The organism is Streptomyces sp. x-80, assembly GCF_046549095.1.
Lineage (GTDB): Bacteria > Actinomycetota > Actinomycetes > Streptomycetales > Streptomycetaceae > Streptomyces > Streptomyces celluloflavus.
This window is the reverse complement of record NZ_JAJPWM010000010.1, coordinates 228,922-248,635: the sequence shown is the minus strand read 5'-3', so window position 1 is coordinate 248,635 and position 19,714 is coordinate 228,922. Positions and strand designations below refer to the sequence as shown.

At 70.8% G+C, this 19,714-nt stretch carries 18 protein-coding genes; 3 read left to right on the top strand and 15 right to left on the bottom strand.

The genetic code is table 11. The features are described from left to right. From malX to ACLJWH_RS22000, 15 genes are all read right to left on the bottom strand, one after another. A complete protein-coding gene (gene malX, locus ACLJWH_RS22070) occupies positions 1–1,578 on the bottom strand; it encodes a maltose/glucose-specific PTS transporter subunit IIBC (RefSeq protein WP_411143527.1) in 1,578 nt (525 codons plus the stop codon). A 411-nt stretch (positions 1,579–1,989) separates the two neighbouring features. Continuing rightward, on the bottom strand, positions 1,990–3,012 hold the full coding sequence (gene fbaA, locus ACLJWH_RS22065) for a class II fructose-bisphosphate aldolase (protein ID WP_411143464.1): 1,023 nt from the start codon (positions 3,010–3,012) through the stop codon (positions 1,990–1,992). A 264-nt stretch (positions 3,013–3,276) separates the two neighbouring features. Then, positions 3,277–3,819: an orotate phosphoribosyltransferase gene (gene pyrE, locus ACLJWH_RS22060; protein WP_411143463.1), complete on the bottom strand. Its 543-nt coding sequence runs from the start codon at positions 3,817–3,819 to the stop codon at positions 3,277–3,279. 103 nt (positions 3,820–3,922) lie between these two features. Further along, complete coding sequence (locus ACLJWH_RS22055) at positions 3,923–4,789, bottom strand: aldose 1-epimerase (protein ID WP_411143462.1); 867 nt, start codon at positions 4,787–4,789, stop codon at positions 3,923–3,925. 178 nt (positions 4,790–4,967) lie between these two features. Then, positions 4,968–5,852, bottom strand: coding sequence for a carbon monoxide dehydrogenase subunit G (locus tag ACLJWH_RS22050; RefSeq protein WP_411143461.1), 885 nt, complete (start codon positions 5,850–5,852; stop codon positions 4,968–4,970). Positions 5,853–5,971: 119 nt separating this feature from the next. Then, on the bottom strand, positions 5,972–7,696 hold the full coding sequence (locus ACLJWH_RS22045; RefSeq protein WP_411143460.1) for a polyamine aminopropyltransferase: 1,725 nt from the start codon (positions 7,694–7,696) through the stop codon (positions 5,972–5,974). A gap of 269 nt (positions 7,697–7,965) precedes the next feature. Beyond that, positions 7,966–8,487, bottom strand: a complete 522-nt coding sequence (locus ACLJWH_RS22040; protein ID WP_411143459.1) for a DUF2617 family protein — start codon at positions 8,485–8,487, stop codon at positions 7,966–7,968. An 895-nt stretch (positions 8,488–9,382) separates the two neighbouring features. Next, entirely contained in the window at positions 9,383–10,645 is a 1,263-nt protein-coding gene (locus tag ACLJWH_RS22035; protein WP_411143458.1) for a tyrosine-type recombinase/integrase, read from the bottom strand. A 292-nt stretch (positions 10,646–10,937) separates the two neighbouring features. Continuing rightward, positions 10,938–11,180, bottom strand: coding sequence for a helix-turn-helix transcriptional regulator (locus ACLJWH_RS22030; RefSeq protein WP_411143457.1), 243 nt, complete (start codon positions 11,178–11,180; stop codon positions 10,938–10,940). Positions 11,181–11,310: 130 nt separating this feature from the next. Beyond that, a complete protein-coding gene (locus ACLJWH_RS22025; RefSeq protein WP_411143456.1) occupies positions 11,311–12,879 on the bottom strand; it encodes a phage/plasmid primase, P4 family in 1,569 nt (522 codons plus the stop codon). After that, entirely contained in the window at positions 12,876–13,349 is a 474-nt protein-coding gene (locus tag ACLJWH_RS22020) for a hypothetical protein (RefSeq protein ID WP_411143455.1), read from the bottom strand. The genes ACLJWH_RS22025 and ACLJWH_RS22020 overlap by 4 nt, the downstream gene beginning before the upstream one ends. Beyond that, positions 13,346–13,972 carry an HNH endonuclease gene (locus ACLJWH_RS22015; protein ID WP_411143454.1) on the bottom strand — a complete coding sequence of 209 codons (627 nt, stop codon included), beginning with the start codon at positions 13,970–13,972 and terminating at the stop codon, positions 13,346–13,348. Before ACLJWH_RS22015 ends, ACLJWH_RS22020 begins: the two co-directional genes overlap by 4 nt. Continuing rightward, positions 13,969–14,409 (bottom strand): XRE family transcriptional regulator, encoded by a 441-nt coding sequence (locus ACLJWH_RS22010; protein WP_411143453.1) that lies wholly within the window; start codon positions 14,407–14,409, stop codon positions 13,969–13,971. Before ACLJWH_RS22010 ends, ACLJWH_RS22015 begins: the two co-directional genes overlap by 4 nt. Positions 14,410–14,435: 26 nt before the next feature. Then, on the bottom strand, positions 14,436–15,203 hold the full coding sequence (locus ACLJWH_RS22005) for an XRE family transcriptional regulator (RefSeq protein WP_411143452.1): 768 nt from the start codon (positions 15,201–15,203) through the stop codon (positions 14,436–14,438). Continuing rightward, positions 15,200–15,412 carry a helix-turn-helix domain-containing protein gene (locus tag ACLJWH_RS22000; RefSeq protein ID WP_411143451.1) on the bottom strand — a complete coding sequence of 71 codons (213 nt, stop codon included), beginning with the start codon at positions 15,410–15,412 and terminating at the stop codon, positions 15,200–15,202. The genes ACLJWH_RS22005 and ACLJWH_RS22000 overlap by 4 nt, the downstream gene beginning before the upstream one ends. A gap of 264 nt (positions 15,413–15,676) precedes the next feature. Here ACLJWH_RS22000 and ACLJWH_RS21995 point away from each other — a divergent pair, with 264 nt between their 5' ends. The 3 genes from ACLJWH_RS21995 (at position 15,677) to ACLJWH_RS21985 (ending at position 19,599) form a co-directional block, all read left to right on the top strand. Next, positions 15,677–16,450: a GntR family transcriptional regulator gene (locus tag ACLJWH_RS21995; protein WP_411143450.1), complete on the top strand. Its 774-nt coding sequence runs from the start codon at positions 15,677–15,679 to the stop codon at positions 16,448–16,450. After that, on the top strand, positions 16,447–17,016 hold the full coding sequence (locus ACLJWH_RS21990) for a GNAT family N-acetyltransferase (RefSeq protein ID WP_411143449.1): 570 nt from the start codon (positions 16,447–16,449) through the stop codon (positions 17,014–17,016). The genes ACLJWH_RS21995 and ACLJWH_RS21990 overlap by 4 nt, the downstream gene beginning before the upstream one ends. Before the next feature lie 1,341 nt (positions 17,017–18,357). Next, positions 18,358–19,599, top strand: a complete 1,242-nt coding sequence (locus tag ACLJWH_RS21985; protein ID WP_411143448.1) for an IS256 family transposase — start codon at positions 18,358–18,360, stop codon at positions 19,597–19,599. Positions 19,600–19,714 lie beyond the last annotated feature (115 nt).

Below are 19,714 nucleotides of genomic sequence, written 5' to 3'. Positions count from 1 at the left end.
TCAGCGCTCCGGGACGAGCGTGGCGAGGGCGTCCTTCACGGACTGCACCTGGGGGCCGATGATCACCTGCACGTTGTGCGGGTCGAGCGTGACGACGCCCACCGCGCCGAGCTTCTTCAGCCGCGCCTCGTCCAGCAGTCCCGCGTCCTCGACGGACATCCGCAGCCGGGTGATGCAGTTGTCGAGGGAGCGGATGTTGGCCGCGCCGCCCAGCGCCGCCAGGATCGCCACCGGGTCGTACTTCCCGGCGACGAGTTCCACGGCGGGCGGCGTGGCGGCGCCGGTGCCGGCGGGCTCGGCGCCCTCGGCCGCCGCCGGAGCGGCCGCTGCGGCGCCCGTCGCCCCGTCGTCGTCCGCCGGCTCGTCGCGCCCCGGCGTCTTGAGGTCGAACTTCCTGATCGCCCAGCGGAAGAGGAAGTAGTAGACGGCGAACCAGACGGCGGCGATGACCGGGATGAGGTACCACTTCGTGCTCGTGCCCTGGAGGACGCCGAAGACGAACAGGTCGATCACGTTGCCGTCGGTGTTGCCGACGTAGACGCCGAGCACGGCCACCGTCAGGAAGCCGAGGCCGACCAGCACCGCGTGGATCAGGTACAGCCAGGGCGCGAGGAACAGGAAGAGGAATTCCAGCGGTTCGGTGACCCCGCCGACGACACAGGCGACCACACCGGAGATCAGCAGCGCCTTGATCTCCGGACGCATCCGCTTCCGCGCGCAGTGGTACATCGCCAGCGCGGCGCCCGGCAGTCCGCCCAGGTAGGCGGCCATCTTGCCCTGCGAGAGGAAGTGCGTGGCGGTGTGCGCGGCGCCGGAGGGCGTGGGACAGGACAGCTGCGCGTAGAAGAGGTTCAGCGCCCCGCTGACGTGCTCACCGCAGACCGCGCCCGCGCCGCCCGCATCGGTGAAGCGGAACATCGCGACGAGGATGTGGTGCAGGCCGATGGGCCGCAGCAGCACCTCGCCCATCCCGAAGAAGAACGGCCCGAAGACCCCGGTGTGCCCGATGCCCTTGCCGAGGTCGGCGATCCAGCCGCCCAGCGTGGGCCACACCAGCGGGACGAGCAGCCCGAGGACGCTCATCACCAGCGCGGAGACGATCGGTACGAACCGCAGCCCGCCGAAGAAGGCCAGCGCGTCCGGCAGCCGTTTGGTGCGGTAGCGCTGATGCAGCAGCGCCACCACGATGCCCACGCCGACGGCGCCGAGCAGCCCGGTGTCGATGGACTCGATGCCGAGCACCTGGGCGACGCCGTAGTGCGCCTTCCCGGCGTCGGACGTCACGCCCTTGGCGGTCAGGAAGAAGTTCACCGCGAGGTTCATCGACGCGAAGCCGACGAAACCGGAGAAGGCCGCCACGCCCTTGTCCTGGCGGGCCAGACCGAGGGGTATCGCCATCGCGAAGAGCACCGGCAGGAAGGTGAAGGCGACCTGCCCGGTGTTGGCCATCCAGGTGAAGGCCAGGTGGAACGCACCGGCTTTGAGGAAGGGCAGGTTGTCGGTGACGGACTCGCTGGAGAGCGAGCTGCCGATGCCGAGCATGATGCCGCAGAACGCCAGCAGGGCGACCGGCAGCATGAAGGTCTTGCCGAGCCCCTGCAAGAACTCCCACAGCGCGGCCCTGGCCTTGCCGCCCTTCCTGCCCTGCCCGGCCTCGGCCCCGCTGCCCCTGGCTTTGCCGCCCTCGGCTCTGCTGCCCTCGGTCTCGCCGCCGGACGGCGCCGGCCCGCCCGGTGGTTTCGACGCGCCGGACGCTTTCGCACCGGCCTGCTCGGCCCCGTCTCGCGCGTCGCTGTCCACAGCCCGTCCCACGGTGTTCTCCTCAGCTTGTCCCACGGGCATACGCTCCCTCGGCCCCGCGGCGGGCCACAGGGTCGCAGGTCCTGACTTCACACGCGGAAGGGCTCCGCATCCTGGACGGATGCGGAGCCCTCGGTGAACCGCGGTGCACCGGCGCCGGGCGGTGCTGCCGCCCGGAGGTGCCGGTGGCTACTTGAGACGGGTGCCCGTGGAGCGCAGGTTGGCGCACGCCTCGGTCACGCGCTTGGCCATCCCGCCCTCGGCGGCCTTGCCCCAGGTGCGCGGGTCGTAGGTCTTCTTGGAGCCGACCTCGCCGTCGACCTTCAGCACACCGTCGTAGTTGCGGAACATGTGGTCCACGACCGGGCGGGTGAAGGCGTACTGGGTGTCGGTGTCCAGGTTCATCTTGACCACGCCGTTCTCCAGCGCGGTGGCGATCTCCTGCTCGCTGGAACCGGAACCGCCGTGGAAGACGAAGTCGAACGGGGACGCCTTGCCGTACTTGGCGCCGACACCCTCCTGGAGGTCCTTCAGCAGCTCGGGGCGGAGCACGACGTTGCCCGGCTTGTAGACGCCGTGCACATTGCCGAAGGAGGCGGCGAGCAGGTAACGGCCCTTCTCGCCCAGGCCCAGCGCCTCGGCGGTGCGCAGCGCGTCGTCCACCGTGGTGTAGAGCTCGTCGTTGATCTCGTGGGTGACGCCGTCTTCCTCGCCACCGGTCGGGGTGATCTCGACCTCAAGGATGATCTTGGCGGCGGCGGCCTTGGCGAGCAGCTCCTGGCCGATGGCCAGGTTGTCCGCGAGGGTCTCGGCCGAACCGTCCCACATGTGGGACTGGAAGAGCGGGTTGATGCCCTTGGCGACGCGCTGCGCGGAGATGTCGATCAGCGGACGGACGTAGCCGTCGAGCTTGTCCTTGGGGCAGTGGTCGGTGTGCAGCGCGACGGTGATGTCGTACTTGGCGGCCACGATGTGCGCGAACTCGGCGAGCGCCACGGCGCCGGTCACCATGTCCTTGTTGTACTGGCCGCCCAGGAACTCCGCACCACCGGTGGAGATCTGGATGATGCCGTCGCTCTCGGCCTCGGCGAAACCGCGCAGCGCCGCGTGCAGGGTCTGCGACGAGGTCACGTTGATGGCCGGGTAGGCGAACTTGCCTGCCTTCGCCCGGTCCAGCATCTGGTTGTAGACCTCGGGAGTTGCGATGGGCATCTGTCCGCTCCTTGTGATGTGCGGGAGTGTGCGTTCTTGGCCCTGACCAGGGGGCGACGACATCGCCGTCCTCATCTTCCCAGACTTACCCGATTGCTCCACATCCCCCATACGGCGGGCACACTCAAGGGGCGGTCGGTTTCACGTGAAACCGACCGCCCCTTGAGAAAGCCGCTGGTCAGAGCGGTCGGCAAAAAGGTCCGGGACCTAAGTCACGACTTCTCCGCCGCTACCGGCCGTGCCCGGGACCGCTCCTGGCCGCGCTCAGCCCAGGCCGAGATCACCGAGCTGGTAGCCGGTGATGTAGGGCAGACCGGCGTCGGCGATGGCCGACGCGGCGCCCCGGTCGATGATCGTCGCGACCGCGACGACCTCGGCGCCCGCCTCACGTGCCGCCGTGACGGCGGTCAGCGGCGAGCCACCGGTGGTGGAGGTGTCCTCGACCACCAGCACCCGGCGGCCCTTGATGTCCGGCCCCTCGATACGGCGCTGCATACCGTGCTTCTTCTGCTCCTTGCGCACGACGAACGCGTCCAGCCGCTTTCCGCGCGCGGCGGAGGCGTGCAGCATCGCGGTGGCGACCGGGTCGGCGCCGAGCGTCAGCCCGCCGACCGCGTCGTAGTCCAGGTCGGCGGTGATGTCCAGCATCAGCTGCCCGACCAGCGGCGCCGACTCTCCGTCCAGCGTGATCCGGCGCAGGTCGATGTAGTAATCGGCCTCCATACCGGAGGAAAGCGTCACCTTGCCGTGCACCACGGCCTTGTCCTTGATCTGTTGCAGCAGCGCGCCGCGTACGTCCTCGCTCATACGGACGAGCTTAGGGCAGCCCGGGGACGGGGCAGGGGCCCAGCCGGGGCCGCGGCCGGTGCCCTCCTGCGGCACCGGCTGCGCCATGGGCGCGGCCGCGCACTCAGGTCAGGGTCCGCCAGCTCCAGGTCGTGGAGATCTCCAGCGGGTCGATGGGGGTGACCAGGCGCGGCAGCGTGTTGAGGCCGTTCGGCGGGCCCGACTGCGGTTCGACGCAGACCGCCGCCTCCTGCTCGTCGTAGATCACCACCCACTCGGCGCGGCTGGTCACCTTCAGCTCCAGCCGCCCCGGCCACGTCACCGTGACGTCCACACCCTGCGGCATCCCGAAGCAGTCGTCCCAGGGCCCCGGCCGCGGCGGGATCCGCCGGCCGGTCGGCAGGTGGTCCTCGCCGCGCTCCTCCTGCCACTCCGCGGCGAAGTCGAGGCGCACCTGCGCACCGCTGTCGTCCCCGTTCTCCGCCGTATCGAGGTTCCGTACGAACCAGGGATGCCAGCCCGCCTGCGCCGGGAAGGAGTCCTGGGCCGCCTCGACGCCCATGGTGAGGGTGAGCGAACGGCCGTCCTCGGCGAGTTCGACCAGCTGGGTCACCATCCCCGGGTACGGCCAGGGGGCCGCCGGGTCGGCGAGATCGTAGGTGAAGGCGGCCGCGGTGGCGCTCGAACGGGCCGTCCGCCAGCGAAGGTTGCGGCCGGTGCCGTGAATGGCGTGCGGTGCGGCGTTGACGGGCATCTGGTGCAGCTCACCGCCGTTGCGGAACCGCCCGAGCGCGATCCGGCCGCACCACGGAACCATCGGGAAGCAGCCGTACTGGGCACCCTGCCGCAGCAGTTCCGTGCCGCCGACGCGGAGACTTCCGATGCGGCAGCCGTTGTCCGGATGGACGGTCAGTTCGGCGTCTCCGGCGGCCAGCCGCACGCCGTCCGCCGGCGTCTGCGACGCGCTCTGCGTGGTGTTGTCGGTTCTCACGGAACCGACCCTAACGGTGCGCCGCCACCCGCACCGCCGGACGCGGGCCCGTGGTGGACGCGGGTCACCGCGGGCCGCGCACCGGCCACCCGGCGCACGCATCCGGCCCCGCCCGTACACCCCCCGCGAACCCCCGTACACCGCCGGGCTCAGCCGCGGCGGGCCGACGGCAGCGGGCTCACCGGCGGCGGCGCAGCACCCGGCCGACGACCACGGCGGAGGCCAGCACCACCGCGGCGGCCGGCGCCGCCCAGCGCAGCGCCACCGAGGTCCCGTTCGCCTCGGGCGCGGGTACCGGGGAGTACCGCCCGCGCGGCGGGGCGTGGTCGACCTCCTCCGCGCTGCGCCCGATCATCGTGCGCCGCGCGTGCGCGGCCTCGGCGGGCACGGAATCGTCCGCGTCGCTGTCGTAGCCGTCGTCCGCACCGTCCGCGTCGGCGAGCGGACCGAGCGCGGGCGGCGGCACCTCGGCGTCGAACGCCCCTCGCCCGTCCGCCTCGTCGGCACCGGCCCCGCCGGACCCGTCCGCCTCGCTCACGTCCCCCGCGTCGGTGTCCGCCGCCGGCTCCCCCGCCCCGCCCACCGGGCGCTCCGCCAGGTCCGCGGCGAGGTTCTCCGCGAAGCGGTCCAGCAGGCGGCGCCCCGCGGTCGCGGCCGACTGGGCGGTGACCTCGGCGAGCCGGCCGGCGCTGCGGACCGTGCCGGAACAGGCCAGCGTCGTACCCGGGCCGGCACCGAGGTCGGGGCCGGCGGCCGGGGACAGCCGTACGGTCAGCGTCAGCGCCGCCGTCCCGTCGCCACGCACCTCCGCACCGTGCGCCTCGGCACGCACCCCGTCCGCGCCGCCGCCGGTACCCGCGTCCGCACCGGGGGCGACGGTCAGGGTGCCGCGATAAGTGATCGTGGAGCCGCCGATACGCAGCCGCAGGCGGCCCTTGGGCTGTCCCGGGGCGGCGTCGGCGTCGAGCTGGACTCCCGGGACACAGCGCGCCACGCGCTCCGGCTCGGTCAGCGCCTGCCGCACCGTCCGGACGGGAAACGGAACGTACACCTCGTGCTCCATGACATGGGAGCCTACCCAGCACTCCCCGGACCCGTGCCCGCCCCCGCGCGACTTTCTGCACACCGGCCCTTCGTGCCCCCGCCGCAACACCCCGGCACCCCGGCCCGGTCCGCCATGCCTCACGGCTGATAGCGCGGATGCATCAGGGTGGACGGCGGCAGACCGGGGATCCGGCCGCGGGCGACCGCGTACCGGCCGGCCCGCAGCGTCTCGCGGCTGACGGCCGCCGGCGCGGGCGCGTCCGGCGCCACGTCCAGCCGCGGCGGATGGCGCGCGGCCAGCAGAAAACCCCAGTACCGCAGCGCGCCCGCCGCCGGCACCGCGGCCGCACCCGGCCGAGCGGACCTGGGGGCCGGATCGGCAGCACGGTCCGGGCCCCCGGCGAACTCCGGACACCCGCCGTCGATGCGGTACGGGACGGTCGACAGGCCCACCGCCCGGATGGTCGCGTCCACCGTCCAGTAGGACCGCGGCCGCGCGCCCGGCGGCCCGGCATGCACCACCAGCCGCCCGTCGTCGGCCAGCGCCCGCAGCGCGAGACCGTAGAACTCCTGCGAGTAGAGCTTGGTGCTCGCGCTGATGCCGGGGTCGGGCAGATCGGAGACGATCACGTCGTACGGTCGCGGCCGGCGCCCCTGGGCGGGCGCGACCCGCTGCCGCAGCCAGTCGAAGGCGTCGGCCGTCACCACCCGTACCCGCGGATCGCTCAGCGAACGGCGGTTGAGGGAGGACAGACCGGGGTCCGTACGCGCCAGCGCCAGCAGCCCCGCGTCGAGTTCGACGACGGTCACCGAGCGGACCGTGCGATAGCGCAGGAGTTCGCGCACCGCCAGTCCGTCGCCGCCGCCGAGGACCAGCGTCCGGCCGTGCGGACCGCCCGCCATCGCCGGATGCACCAGCGCTTCGTGGTAGCGGAACTCGTTGTCCGCGCTGACCCGCAGCCGGCCGTCCAGATAGAGCGCCAGCGGCCGGCCGGAACCTTTCCTCGCCCGCCCCGCACCGGCACCGCCGCCCGTGCCGCCGGTCAGCACCACCTCCTGGACGCCGGTCTGTACCGCGACCCGCGCCGCGGAGCCGTACACCGCCTGCCGGGCGGCCCGTTCGAAGGGCGTCGCCAGCATCACCCCCGCCCCGAGCAGGGCGAGCACCAGCGCATTGACGGCGAGCAGCGCCCAGCGCGCCCGGCCGGTCAGATCCTCCCGGAACAGCCACAGCACCAGCGCGCCACCGGCCACCGCGTTGACCGCTCCGGTGACCAGCGCGCCGGTCAACTGGCCGAAGCCGGGCAGCAGCAGGAACGGGAAGGCCAGACCGCCGACGAGCGCGCCGACATAGTCCGCGGCGAAGAGGTCGGCGACCGCGCCGCCCGGGTCCTGTCTGCGGACCCGCTGGATCAGCGTCATCAGCAGCGGCACCTCGGCGCCGACGAGCACGCCGATGGCCAGGGAGAACGCGACGAGTGCGGAGCGGGACTGGCCGAACCAGGCGAAACAGGCGTAGAGCGCCATCGCGGAGCTGCCGCCGACCAGCGCGAGGGCCGCCTCGACCGCGCCGAAGCCGACCGCCGCCCGGCAGCGCAGCCGCTTGGCCAGCAGCGCACCGACGCCCATCCCGAAGACCATGACGGACAGCACGACCGACGCCTGGGTGACGGAGTCACCGACCAGATAGCTGGCCAGCGCGACCAGTTCGAGTTCGTAGACCAGACCGCAGGCGGCGCAGACGAAGACGACAACGAGGACGAGCAGCCGCCCGAGCCCGGCGGGCACGGGCAGCCGCACCGGCGCCGTGGCCTCCGACGGCCCGAGGACACCGGTGACAGCGGACTCTGGCGGATCGATCATGAAATGCACGCTACGTGACGATTCCGTGCCTCTTCGTCACCCACAGGAGTGCAGTCTGCGCCCCACGCCGGACAGCCGGAACCGGCACCGGTACACGGGGCGGCTGTCCGGCTACGCCCCCGCGCACCGCACGGAGCACCTCCGCACCACGCGGAGCACCTCCGCACCGCCCAGGGCGCACGCCCCCGAGCGCCCACGACAGCAGCGCGCCCCCACGGCCGCACAGGGCGGGCCGGGCGCACATCCGGCCCACCCGGCCCGGACCGGGGCTACCTCGCCGCGACCGGCGCCCGTACGCCCACGCGGGTACGCGTGGCGACCAGCCGGCCCTCCTGCGGGTAGGCGTGCCAGGTCCGCCAGCGCACCTGGCCCTGCCGGCGCTGCGCCAGCATCGCGGTGAACGCGTGCGGCGAGCCGGGGAACGTCCCCGCGAGGCCGTGCGGATGCTCGGCGACCAGCGCGAGCAACTCCTGCGCACGCCCGGCGAACGAGCCCCGCGACAGGGTCTCCACATGCGCGGCGAACTCGTACTCCCAGTCGCCGAACTGCTTGGCCACGCCCAAGGGGAGCGGAGTACTGCTCCCCGGCATACAGGCGACCGTCTCGGAACAGCTGCCGCGCTCCTCTTCCAGAAGCACCTGATGCGAGGCCCCGAGAAGCCTCAACTGCACCCGCGCATCGTCGAGTTGAAGATCCAGTACAGCCAGGGCGGGCAGGGGTTCCCTGCCCAGCGCCCAGGCGAGGTCGGAGGAACGGGTATCGGTGTAGGCCGTTTCGAGAGTCGTGAGCATGGGTCGGCTCCACAAGCATGCAAGGGATGGTGGGACGGCCCGCCCGAGAAGGATCAGGAATGTACGACTGCCTGCCGGCTCGTGCCCACATGGGGGTCCGAGAACTGGGGGATTCTCAAGGAAGAGGGAACCACGAAAGGCACATCGCCCACAGCGTTTTTACCCATCTTCGCCGGGTTTCCATCCCCCGGAGGGCAATGCAGCTCAGTTGTTCAACGGCCAAGTATCGCAAGGGTGTTGATACCGCCCCGCCCACCGCCCGGCGCATATGCGGACCGCCATGGGCCATCCGCATGTGTGCGGGTCAGGACCCGCCGCCGCAGCCCCCGCCGCCGCAGGAGGAGTGGCCGCCACCGCAGGAATGGCCACCGCCGTGATGCCCGCCGTGGTGGCCGCCGCCCGACCCGGAATCCCCCGCCCACCAGCTGCCGCCGCCACCCGAGTCCCCGGAACCCGACCCGGACCCGGAACCCGGCCTGGACCCGCGCCGCGCGGTAACGCTCCCGCGCCGCACACCGGCCCCGGACCCCCGCCGCGCACCGGCGCCCCGGCGCCGCCGCCCGATACCGCCGCGCGCGGCCACCGCCACCAGGCCCACGACCACCACGAAGATCACCAGGAAAACCGCAATGCCCATCTGCCCCACACCCCTTTTCCCGTCCCCCGAAGCGAGGCATCCGCTCTGTCCGCGCCCGCCCGCCGCCCGGTACCGTCCTGCGCCGCCCGGCACCGCCGTCGCGCGAACCGTCACCGTGCGAACGGCCGCCGCGCCGTTCTTGCCGGGTGATGCCCTCGCCCCGCGGATCTCAAAGCACAGTTGAGGAACTTCTGAGGGTTCAAGCACGGAATCGGCCCCTGACCTGCCCAGACGGGCATTTCAGGGGCCGATCGGACTTCACCGGGCCGTCTGTGGGCCGTGCTCCTCCCCAGGGGGACCCTGAAACACGTCGTCGATGGCACGGCGGGCGCGCTCTCGGCTGTCGGGCATCAGGTGGGCGTACACCCGCAGCGTCAGCGCCGGGTCGGCGTGTCCCATGTACTCGCTGACAGCTTTGATGTTCTCGCCCGCGTCCAGCAAGGCGGAAGCGTAGAAGTGCCTCAGAGCGTGCATTCCGTGCTCACGCGCCGACTCATACTTGCCGTCCTGGTCCGCTTCCGGGATGAGGCCCGCGACCGCGAGAGCAGGCTTCCACTCCTTGCCGTTGAAGTTGCTCCTCCACACGATGCCCCCTTGCTCCGCCGTGAAGATCAGCCGAGCAGATACCTTCGGACCCTCCGGCACGCGCCACGGCAATGTGATCTCCACGGGCTTGTAGGCGTCCATGTGCACTCGGAAGGCTCCCGCCACGGAGTCGGGCAACGGAGCGTCCCGCTTCTTGCCGCCCTTCGGGAGATCGAACACCGGGTGTCCTTCCACATGTTTGATCTGCCGGACGACATGGAGCGTGCGCCCGTCGATGTCGATGGAGTCCTCAGCCAACCCGAACACCTCGCCCTGACGCAGGCCGCACCCAGCACCGACATCGACCATCGCCTGATACCGCTCCAGAAGGGCCGCTCGAACGGCGAACACTTGGGCGGGCACCCATGGGACTACGGGGTGCGCGTCGGGCTTGGGTCGCCGGACGGTCCGCGCGCCGCAGGGGTTGCGTGACAGCAGCGAGTCGTCGACAGCAGCAGAGAGAACCGACTGAACGTCGGCAAAGATGTTCCGGGCATAGGAGGCGCTCACCCCGGGCTTTGCCTCCAACACGGCGAGAAGCTCCCTGATGTGCTCGGGCCGGAATGTCCCGACCGGCCGGGAGCCAAGCACCGGGTAGACGTGCAGCCGCAGGCGCCGGCCGAGTTCCTTCCGGGCCATCGGACTAGAGGTCTTGTTGTCCAACCACTTCTCGGCGTACTGCCGGAGCGTGACCCGAACGGACTTGGGGTCGGTGTACTGGCCGCGCGTCATATCCGTCTCAATGGCGCTCAGCCACTTCTCAGCGAGGCGCTTCTGTCCGTCGGGGAACGACTTGGACTTCTCGGCGCCGTCGGGGCCGATGTAGCGGGCGCGGTAGCGCTTGCCGGTGCCGTGGCGGTCGGTCTTGACGCGGTGGGCCTTGCCGTTGGCGTCGGTTTCGGTCTTGTACCAGCGGTCTTGGATGTGGCCAGCCATGAGGGGCTGACTCCCTTCTCGGTAGCAGGGCGCGGGAAGGCCACGAGGGGCCCGTCCGGCTGGTTTTGGGCAGTGCGGTGCCGGGCCCGCTACTTGCTACGGGCCTGGTCGGTGGGGGTTCGGGTCGAGGGCCGGTGCCCCCTCTACCCCCTCTACTTCGCAGGTCAGGCCCCTCTACCAGGGGCCTCTACCGGGGTAGAGGCCCCCCTTTACCGGAAGGGGCCGGGTAGACCCCTTGGAGGTCCCGGGTAGAGGGGGTGGGGTCTACCTGCGTGTGTGCGGCCGGTCTTGGTCAGGCCGCTTCGGCGGAGGTCTGCTGGTCGATCCAGTCGCGGACGGCGGCGGGGTCGTAGCGGACGTGCCGGCCGACGCGGAAGCCGGCTGGGCCGGTGCGCTTCTTGCGCCAGCCGTAGACGGTCTCGATCGGCACGGAGAGGAGTGCTGCGAGGTCTTCGGGGGTGAGGTAGCGGTCGGGCAGTCCGGCGCGGAGGGTGGCGCGTGGATCGTCGGCCGGGGCGGTGAGGCGCTTGGGCATGGCGGGTGACTCCTGGTCCCTGGTGGTGTCGGGGTCGTGCCGGTGCCGTCCAGCAGAGGCGCTGCGCCGGGCGGTGGTGACGTGTCCGGGCCGCTGGTGTGCGGCCCGGCCCGGAGGTGCTCCGGCTGCGTCAGGCGCGCGCCTGGCCCGGCCTTCGTGCGGGGGTGGGTTCGCATGTGGGGTGTGTGGTCTGGCCTGGCTCGATCGGGTAGAACGGCTCCCCGCAAGCGGCGCAGGGCGGGTTGGGTTGCCCGGCGCGGTTGAGGGAGTTGCCGTACCCGGCCGCTGGCAGCCTGCTGGGCGTGGTGGCGTCAGGGGCGAGCGCGATTCCCGTGTAGGTGGGGACCTGGCGGCCGTCGGGGCCGCGGGGCTTGCTGCGGCGCAGCTGCGGTACCACCGAGAGCAGGTCGCGCCCGAAGATGGCCTTCGACCCGGCGGGGACGCCGCTGTCCTCGGCCCATTCCTTCCAGGCCGCCCAGAGCGTGTCCACGGTCACGGTGCACTCCGGGCCCGTCTCGCACAGCTCCCGCAGGAATGCCGAGGTGGGGGAGGCGGTGTCTTGCATGGTCGTGATCGCTTCCCGGGACGTGGCGGGCTGCGTCAGGCGGCCGGCGCGCTGGAGCCGGTCAAGGCCGTCCAGGGCCCAGTTGAGGATGCCGGGCATCTCGGCGACGAGCCGCTCGGAGAGGGTGGGGTCTTCCTTGCCGAGCCAGGAGATGTCCATGCGCAGCACCACGAACCGGTTGGCGATCACTCCGCTGCTGTCGCCGAAGTTCGGCAGCACGTTGGACAGGATCATCAGCCGGGTGGGGAGCTTGCCGGTCCAGGGCTGCTTGAACTTCCGGTCGATGTCGATCGGGTCTTCCCCGCTGATGGTCAGCAGCCGCTCCACGACCTTGTGGCCGTCACGTCCGTCGAGGCGGGCGTCGGAGACGACTCCCAGGGACTTGCCCAGCAGCGGGGAGAGGCCGAAGTTCGTGGCCATGCTGGCGAGCGTGGGCCCGGCCATGTTCCCCGCGCCCACCAGCGTGGACAGGACCCGGGCGATGGTGCCCTTGCCGGACCGGGTCGGGCCGATGATGAGGAGAATCTTCTGCTGGTCGGTCCGCCCGGACAGGACGTAACCGAACCACTCCTGGAGAGCCTCGACCGCTTCCCGGTCGTCCGGCCAGACCTTCTCCAGGAACGCCGTCCAGGTGGGGGCGGTGGCGCCCGGGTCGTAGTCGAACGGTACGGACACCAGGTTGAAGAACTGCGGGGTCAAGTCCAGCAACGTCCGATCGGCCACCCTCAGAAGGCCGTTGGTGCATGCCACCATCGGGCCGTCGTCCTGCCCCGTGGCGCCGTCATCGTCAATCCAGGCCGGCGGGTCCACGCGGGGGGAGAGGTGGGTGACAGCGTGGATGGCCTGGGTGAGGTTGGCAATCTTGGGGATGGTCGGCGCCCAGTCCCGTTCCTCCACCTCCCCCTTGGGGGTAGTGAACTGGTAGGTCGCGTGCTCCAGGTGCTTGTAGAGCCAGGCGCGGATCTCCTCGTCGTCCATCTCGCGCCAGGAGGAGTCCTCCCAGCGCATCCAGGTGGCGCGCCAGCGCCGCAGCGTCAGGACGCCGTCGGTCTGCCAGTGCGGGGCCAGGTGCCGGGCGACGGCCATCGGGTGGCTGGGCGGGGGCACCTGCTCGTCGTTGGTGGCGTCGCTCATGCTGCTGCCTCCTTCGGGGCGGTGTCGCGGTAGGGGAGATCGATCTGACGGCCGTCGCGGCAGTGGCGCCACCAGCCGGGGCGGCCGGGGATGGCGACCGGCGGCCATCCGGGGGTGACCCGCAGCTGGTGCGGGGGCAGGGGCCGCCGCAGCTCGGCGCGCTCGCGGGCGTCCAGAAAACTGGACAGCCGCAGGCGCCGCAGCGTGCGCCGGGCTTCTTCGTCGGCGTCCTGGGTGGCTTCCTGCCACCACAGGCCGGGGTCGGTCTCCAGCAGGTCATCGAGGCGGGCCTGTTCGGCGACGTGGCGCCGCCACAGCTCGGCCGCCTCCAGGACCGCCGCCAGCCGCTGCGGACTCTCCGGCGGCAGGTCGCGCCACTGGGAGCTGCCGTAGGCGGGGAAGTCACCCGCGAGGTAGGAGATCTTCGCTTCGGCCCACAGCGCGGTGGGGTCGTCCAGGTATCGACTCATGCCGGCACCGCCGATCCGCGCCCGGCGCGCTCTCGATCGGCGGGCGTCGAAGTCGAGTTGACGCCCGCCGGAGTCGGGGGCAGCTGGTTCGCGACCCGCACCGACGGGCGGGGGTGAACGAGGACCGGTCGGTGTGGGGGCGGGGTCGATTCCTTCCCCGTCGAGGGGCCGCAGCCGTGCGCGGTGACGGGCGTCGATCGGATGGGGTGTATGGGCAGGTCAGGCATAGACCGTTCCGGCCCGCAGTCGGCCGACCGGTCGGCCGACTGATCGGCCGACTGATCGGCCGACTGACGGGCGTGCGCGAGACGCGCCAGCAGCGGCCAGTCGAGGACGGGCCCGGGTCGATCGGTCGGGCTGTCCGACTCGATCGAGGCGGACAGCAGCAGGGCGATCGAGAGGGGCAGTCGATCGGCCTTGGTGTGGTTGCAGGGGTAGCAGGCGAGCACCAGCGCGGAGCGCGACCAGGTGCGAAGAAGGCTGAGGGGAACGATGTGGTCCAAGGTCGCTGCCCGCAGGCTGCGGAACGGGCGGTGGCAGTAGTAGCACCGCTTGCCATCGCGGGCGGCGAGCTGGAACTTACGCGCCCGCCGCCGGGGTGCATTCAGACGTGGTGCGCTCACGCGGGAGCTCCCAACGTCCGGGAGAGCGCGGCCGTCAACTGCATGACCATCGACTCCAGCGACTCCACCCGCGCGCTGAGCGCGGTCTTCGTCATCACCTGCGGGGCGGTGAAGCCCAGCGTTTCGGGCGTCGCCTGGAAGATCGCGCACAGCAACACCCGGTACGACTCGCTGGGACGCCCCTCCTGGTGCTCCCAGCGGTGCAGCAGCACCTTCAGCGAGTTCTCCGTGGCGACCTGCCAGCCCCACCGCTCCGCCAGCGCCATCAGCACCCGCACCGTGCGCCCACGGGACCATCCCCGGGCCAGACGCGCCCGGCCCAGCGGGGTGTCCGGCGCCCGCAGCGGCTGCGGACGCGGCTGACGACCCGGCCGCGCCGGCGCCTCACCCTCGAACGACACGGACACCTTCACCTGCGCGGAGTCGGCCGGAGCCATCCACCGGCGCTCAGGAACGACGACAGTCACCGGGCCACCGCCAGCCCACGGGTGGAGGCGGCCGTCTGGCGCGGCGCACGCTGGGGAACAGCGGCGTCGAAGACGTGCTCCAGACCGGTCAGGTAGATGCCCGCCAGCGGGGCGTCACCCAGGCGCCGCAGGTGCAGCACGGGGGAGGCAGCCGGGGGGCAGCCGTCCACCCGGGCGGTCGCCAACAGGTCGTCGTCGCCGCGCACGACCTCGTTGGTCACGCCGTCATGGGTGGCCAGCCGCACGCCGGGCACCGACAGCAGCGGGGCGAACGACTCCTGGGCCAGCACCGCCCGCGCGGCCAGCGCAGGACTCGTGAAGCTCGCCGGGTCCGGCAGCGCGATCCGCACCCGGGCCCCGGCCGTGGCTCGCTCCGCCAGCAGTGGCACCAGGTCGGCCACCGCGTCCAGCAGGAACAGCCCGCAGCTGACGCTGATATCGATGGACTCCTCAGCGCGGGCAAGGGTCTCCCGCCACAGCGGCACCGGTACCGCTCCGCGGCTGGCGTAGCAGGCCACCACCTCATCACGCGGCGCGGCCTTGGCCGCGGTGCGTGCCTCCATCTGGGGCCACAGGTAGAACACGTCCGCACGCAGGGCTTTCGCGGCGGCGTGGGCGTGGCGCGGGTAGGGCGTGCGGCCGGCAGTGTTGACCCACCGCTCCACCGACTTCGGATCCACACCCAGCCGCCCGGCCAGCTCCTCGTGAGTCATGTTCGCGTCCAGCAGCGCGGCCCGCAGACGCGCATTCCGGGTAGCAGTCACAGCGCCACCCCCAGCTCACCGGCGGGGATGCCCTGCGCCACGAGGTACTCACGGAACGCCCGGCGGGTGACGCGGATGGTGCCCCGGCCCGTACCGACCCGGTAGGAGGGCAGACGGCCGCTGGCCACCTCCCTGTAGACGGTCTCGTCGCTCACTCCGAGAGCGGCTGCAATGTTCTTGACACGCAGCGACTTGAGGTCCTGATGCATTATGGGGTTGCCCCTTTGTGTGGGTGTGGGAGCGGCTATCTGCTTGGCGGTAGGGAGCCGCTCCCGCGGCATGTTCAGATCCGGAGGCTGCCGGCTTCAGCCGGACCTCCCGTGCGACAGGTGGCAAACCTGGAAGGGATGTGCCACCTGCTCAACTTGTGGGAACAAGTTGATGCAGTGATGCTGCACCCACGGACGGTGAGGCGTCAAGCACTTCGACGCCACATGTACCAACAAGTTGCGCGAGTGCGTCATGATGGGGGCATGAACAAGCAGCCGAAGTACCGGCAGGTGGCCGACCTCCTGCGACGAGAGATCGACGACGGCACCTATCCCCCCGGGGCGCGGCTCCCCTCGGAGAGCGAGCTCTCAGCGCGCTTCGACGCCTCACGGAACACTGTCCGGTCGGGACTGAATCTGCTGGTCAGCGAGGGGCTGATCTCATCGAGTCAGGGTCTCGGGTACGAGGTGCGCAAACACGAAGTCTTCGAACTGAACGCATCTCGATTCGAGAACCTGGACTTCCCGCAAAACGGCGATGCGTACAACACTGATGTGGCGAACGCCGGGCGACGGCCGCATCAGACGTTTCGGGTGGAGCTGACACCTGCACCTGCGTACATCGCCGAGCGGCTGAGAGTTGAGGCAGGTTCGACCGCCATCCTGCGCTTCTGCCATCGGTTCGTGGACGACGTGCCCTGGTCCACCCAAGCCACGCACTACCCAGAGTGGCTCGTGGAGAAGGGACCGAGGCTGACTGAGCCCGGCGACATCAAGGAGGGAACAACGCGATACCTAGCCAGCCTCGGCATCGAACAGAGCGGCTACTTCGACGAGATCGCAACCCGGATGCCGACCCCTGAAGAAGCCCGGCTTCTTGAGGTCGGCGCGGGAGTGCCGGTGCTGCTCTGGACGCGCACCGGCTATTCCAACGAACGGCCAGTACGGTGCACTGTCACGACCTTCCGCGGCGACCTGAACCGGATGAACTACGAGATTGGCGACCTGTCCGCCCGGAGTGAGGGTGAACCGTCGTGAGGATCATCTCTGCTGTGCCGGGCGACCTCCCCAAGCTGCTCGCCTTCCGCGAAGAGGCAGCAGCGTGGTTGACCAACCTCGGCACTGACCAGTGGAGTCGTCCATATCCTGCGGGCCGTCTGCTCGCGGCCATAGAGGGCGGAACCGTCTTCATGGTCCGTGACGGGCATACGACCGCCGCGACCATCACTCTCACGCCCGATGCCGAAGAAGGACTCTGGTCGGACGAAGAGCTGCGCGAGGCTTCCCTATTCGTCAACAAGCTCACGGTGGCGCGCACGCATGCCGGCCGGAACTTGGGAGGCCAACTGCTGGACTGGGCGGCAGACCGGGCGTTCTCAGCCGGCGCCGAGTGGTTGCGATTGGATGCCTGGACGACGAACAGCGCCCTTCAGCGTTACTACCTTCGGCAGGGATTCCAGCACGTCCGCACCGTCCGTGAGGGGGGCGCGGTCAACGGAGGCCCGCGGGTGTCAGGCTGGCTCGCTCAGCGTCCCGCGCAGGCAATCAAGCACGGTTTCGTGGACGCATCACCGGCCCCCGAACTGGTTCTCCCGGCGCGGTGACGGGAGTTTCTCCCCGTCTCCCCGCGCCGAGGGAGGTCGCCCCTCATGACTCTCTCTAGCGGCGGAAACTTTTTGGATTTGCCCGGCTCACCCGGCTCACCCGGCTCAACCCCAGGTCAGGGGCATGATCACGAGTGTGGGTTGCCCGGCTCACGCCCGGCTCAGCCCGGCTCAACACAGGGCTGGACACCGCCGGCCGGGCCCAGCCCCTCCCGGCCGCGGGCGCCCCAAGGGATGTCGCCCGAAGGGCGTCCTTCTCTCTAAACCGGGCTTGTGGGACCCCGTTGGAGGGGCGCCTCCATCAGGTCCACCAGGTCCATCAAGGCGGCGTATCCGCAGGTGAGGGGTGGTGGAGGCGGGTGGTGGACCTTCTGATGGAGTTCTCCATCAGGTTCCGCTGCCTCCACCACCCGCCTCCATCAGTCTGCGACTACCCTGCGTCGCTCTCGGTGGCGTCTCGCACGCGGCGGCCCCGGGTATCGCTCATGTGGCAGGAACTTTTTGGATTTGCCCGGCTCACCCGGCTCACCCGGCTCAACCCCAGGTCAGGGGCATGATCACGAGTGTGGGTTGCCCGGCTCATGCCCGGCTCACGCCCGGCTCAGCCCGGCTCAACACAGGGCCGGACGCCGCCGGCCGGGCCCAGCCCCTCCCGGCCGCGGGCGCCGAAGAACGCCGCCCGAAGGGCGTCCTCTGTGCTGGTTGGTGTGTGCGTTGACGCGGTCGCACGTGCCGACCGTGCCGGTGACGGTGCGTGCGGGGAGGGAGGCGGGGGGAGGGTCGCATCCGCGTGATTTCGCGGGGTATCCCGGGTCTCTGGCGGGTGCCTCCCCAGCCTCCCCAGGCTCCCCATCAGGGGTGTTGTTGCAGGTCAATGCTGGGGAGGCGGGTTGGGGAGGCGGTTGGGGAGGACTCCCCAGGATTTCTGGGCCTCCCCAGACCCCTCCCCATTGCTCTGCGTCGAACTCGCACCGACCTGCACTGGCTACCAGGGCGTCGCAGGGCGGCCCGTTTTCACGCTCAGTAGGGGGAGGCGGTCAGGGAGGGAGGGAGTTCTCCCTCACCGCCTCCCTCACCCCCACCTCCCCAGCCTGATCAGCGCATACACCCACCGAGGGAGGCAAGGGAGGCCCCCCGCCACACCCCCGGAAGGGCCTGAAAACCGGGCCTCGGAAGGGTGCCCCGCCTCCCTCCCGATGGTGTCCCGCCGGTTGGTGCAGCCGATCAGGGTGAGGGTGTGCGCCGGGGCGCGTGCTTGTGTGGGTTGCGCTCCCTGCCTGTGGAGCGGGCCACCGTGCAACTCTCCGAAGTGAACTGCCAGTTCAACGCGGGAGGTGCAGGGTGGCCCTGTCCCAGCATGACCTACTCCGACTACTGGAGTCACTACGCTCAGCGGACGGGCTCGAACTCGTCCGGTCGGTGGCCGAGCGGATGCTCCAAGAACTCATCGAGGCCGAGGCCACCGCGAAGATCGGTGCGGAGTGGAACGAGCACACCGAAACACGCACCGCCTATCGCAGCGGCCACCGGGACAAGACGCTGACCACGCAGGCCGGGGACCTGGACCTGGCGATCCCCAAGCTGCGGTCGGGGAGCTTCTTCCCCGTACTGCTGGAGCGGCGGCGCCGGATCGACCAGGCCCTGTACGCCGTGATCATGGAGGCATACGTCCACGGCGTGTCCACCCGCTCGGTCGACGACCTGGTCAAGGCCCTCGGCGCGGACACCGGGATCTCCAAGAGCGAGGTCTCGCGGATCTGCCAGGACCTGGACGGCCAGCTGACCGCGTTCCGCACCCGTCCCCTGGACCATGTCCGGTTCCCGTACATGTACCTGGACGCGACCTACTGCAAGGCAAGGGTCGAGCACCAGATCGTCTCCCGGGCCGTGGTCATCGCCACCGGCATCACCGAGGACGGCGGCCGCGAGGTACTGGGCGTGATGGTCGGCGACAGCGAGACCGAGGTGTTCTGGAGCGAGTTCCTGCGTCACCTGCGCGAACGCGGACTGGCCGGCGTCCGGCTCGTGATCGGCGACCACCACAGCGGCCTGGTCAAGGCCATCCGCAAGGTCATGCTCGGAGCCGCCTACCAGCGCTGCCGCGTTCACTTCCTGCGCAACGTCTTCGGCGTGATCAACAAGGACGCGGCGGAGATGGTCGCCGCGACGATCCGCACGATTTTCGCCCAGCCCGCCGCCGACCTCGTGCGCACCCAGCTCGACACCGTCGCCGACATGCTCGGCACACAGTTCCCCAAGGTCAAAGCGATGCTGATCGAGGCGAAGGACGACCTGACCGCCTTCGCGGTCTTCCCGGACCGGCACTGGAAGAAGATCCAGTCGACCAACCCGCTGGAGCGGCTCAACCGCGAGGTCAAACGCCGCACCGACGTCGTCCAGGTCTTCCCCAACGACGCCGCCCTCCTGCGGCTGGTCACCGCCGTGCTCTTCGAACTGCACGACGAATGGATCGCCTTCCCCCGACGCTACCTGCCCGAGGGAAGCATGGACCAGATCTACCCCACCGAGCGCCCCGAAAGCGCCCCCGCACTACCCAACACCACCAACACGCCCACCAGCTGATCGCTTACACCACACCAAGGGACACGATCTCCCTCCCTGCCACGGAGAGTCAGCTGCGGGCATCCCGGCTGCCAGACACGGCCGGACTTCGTTCGGCAGTGGACGCCGGACGAAG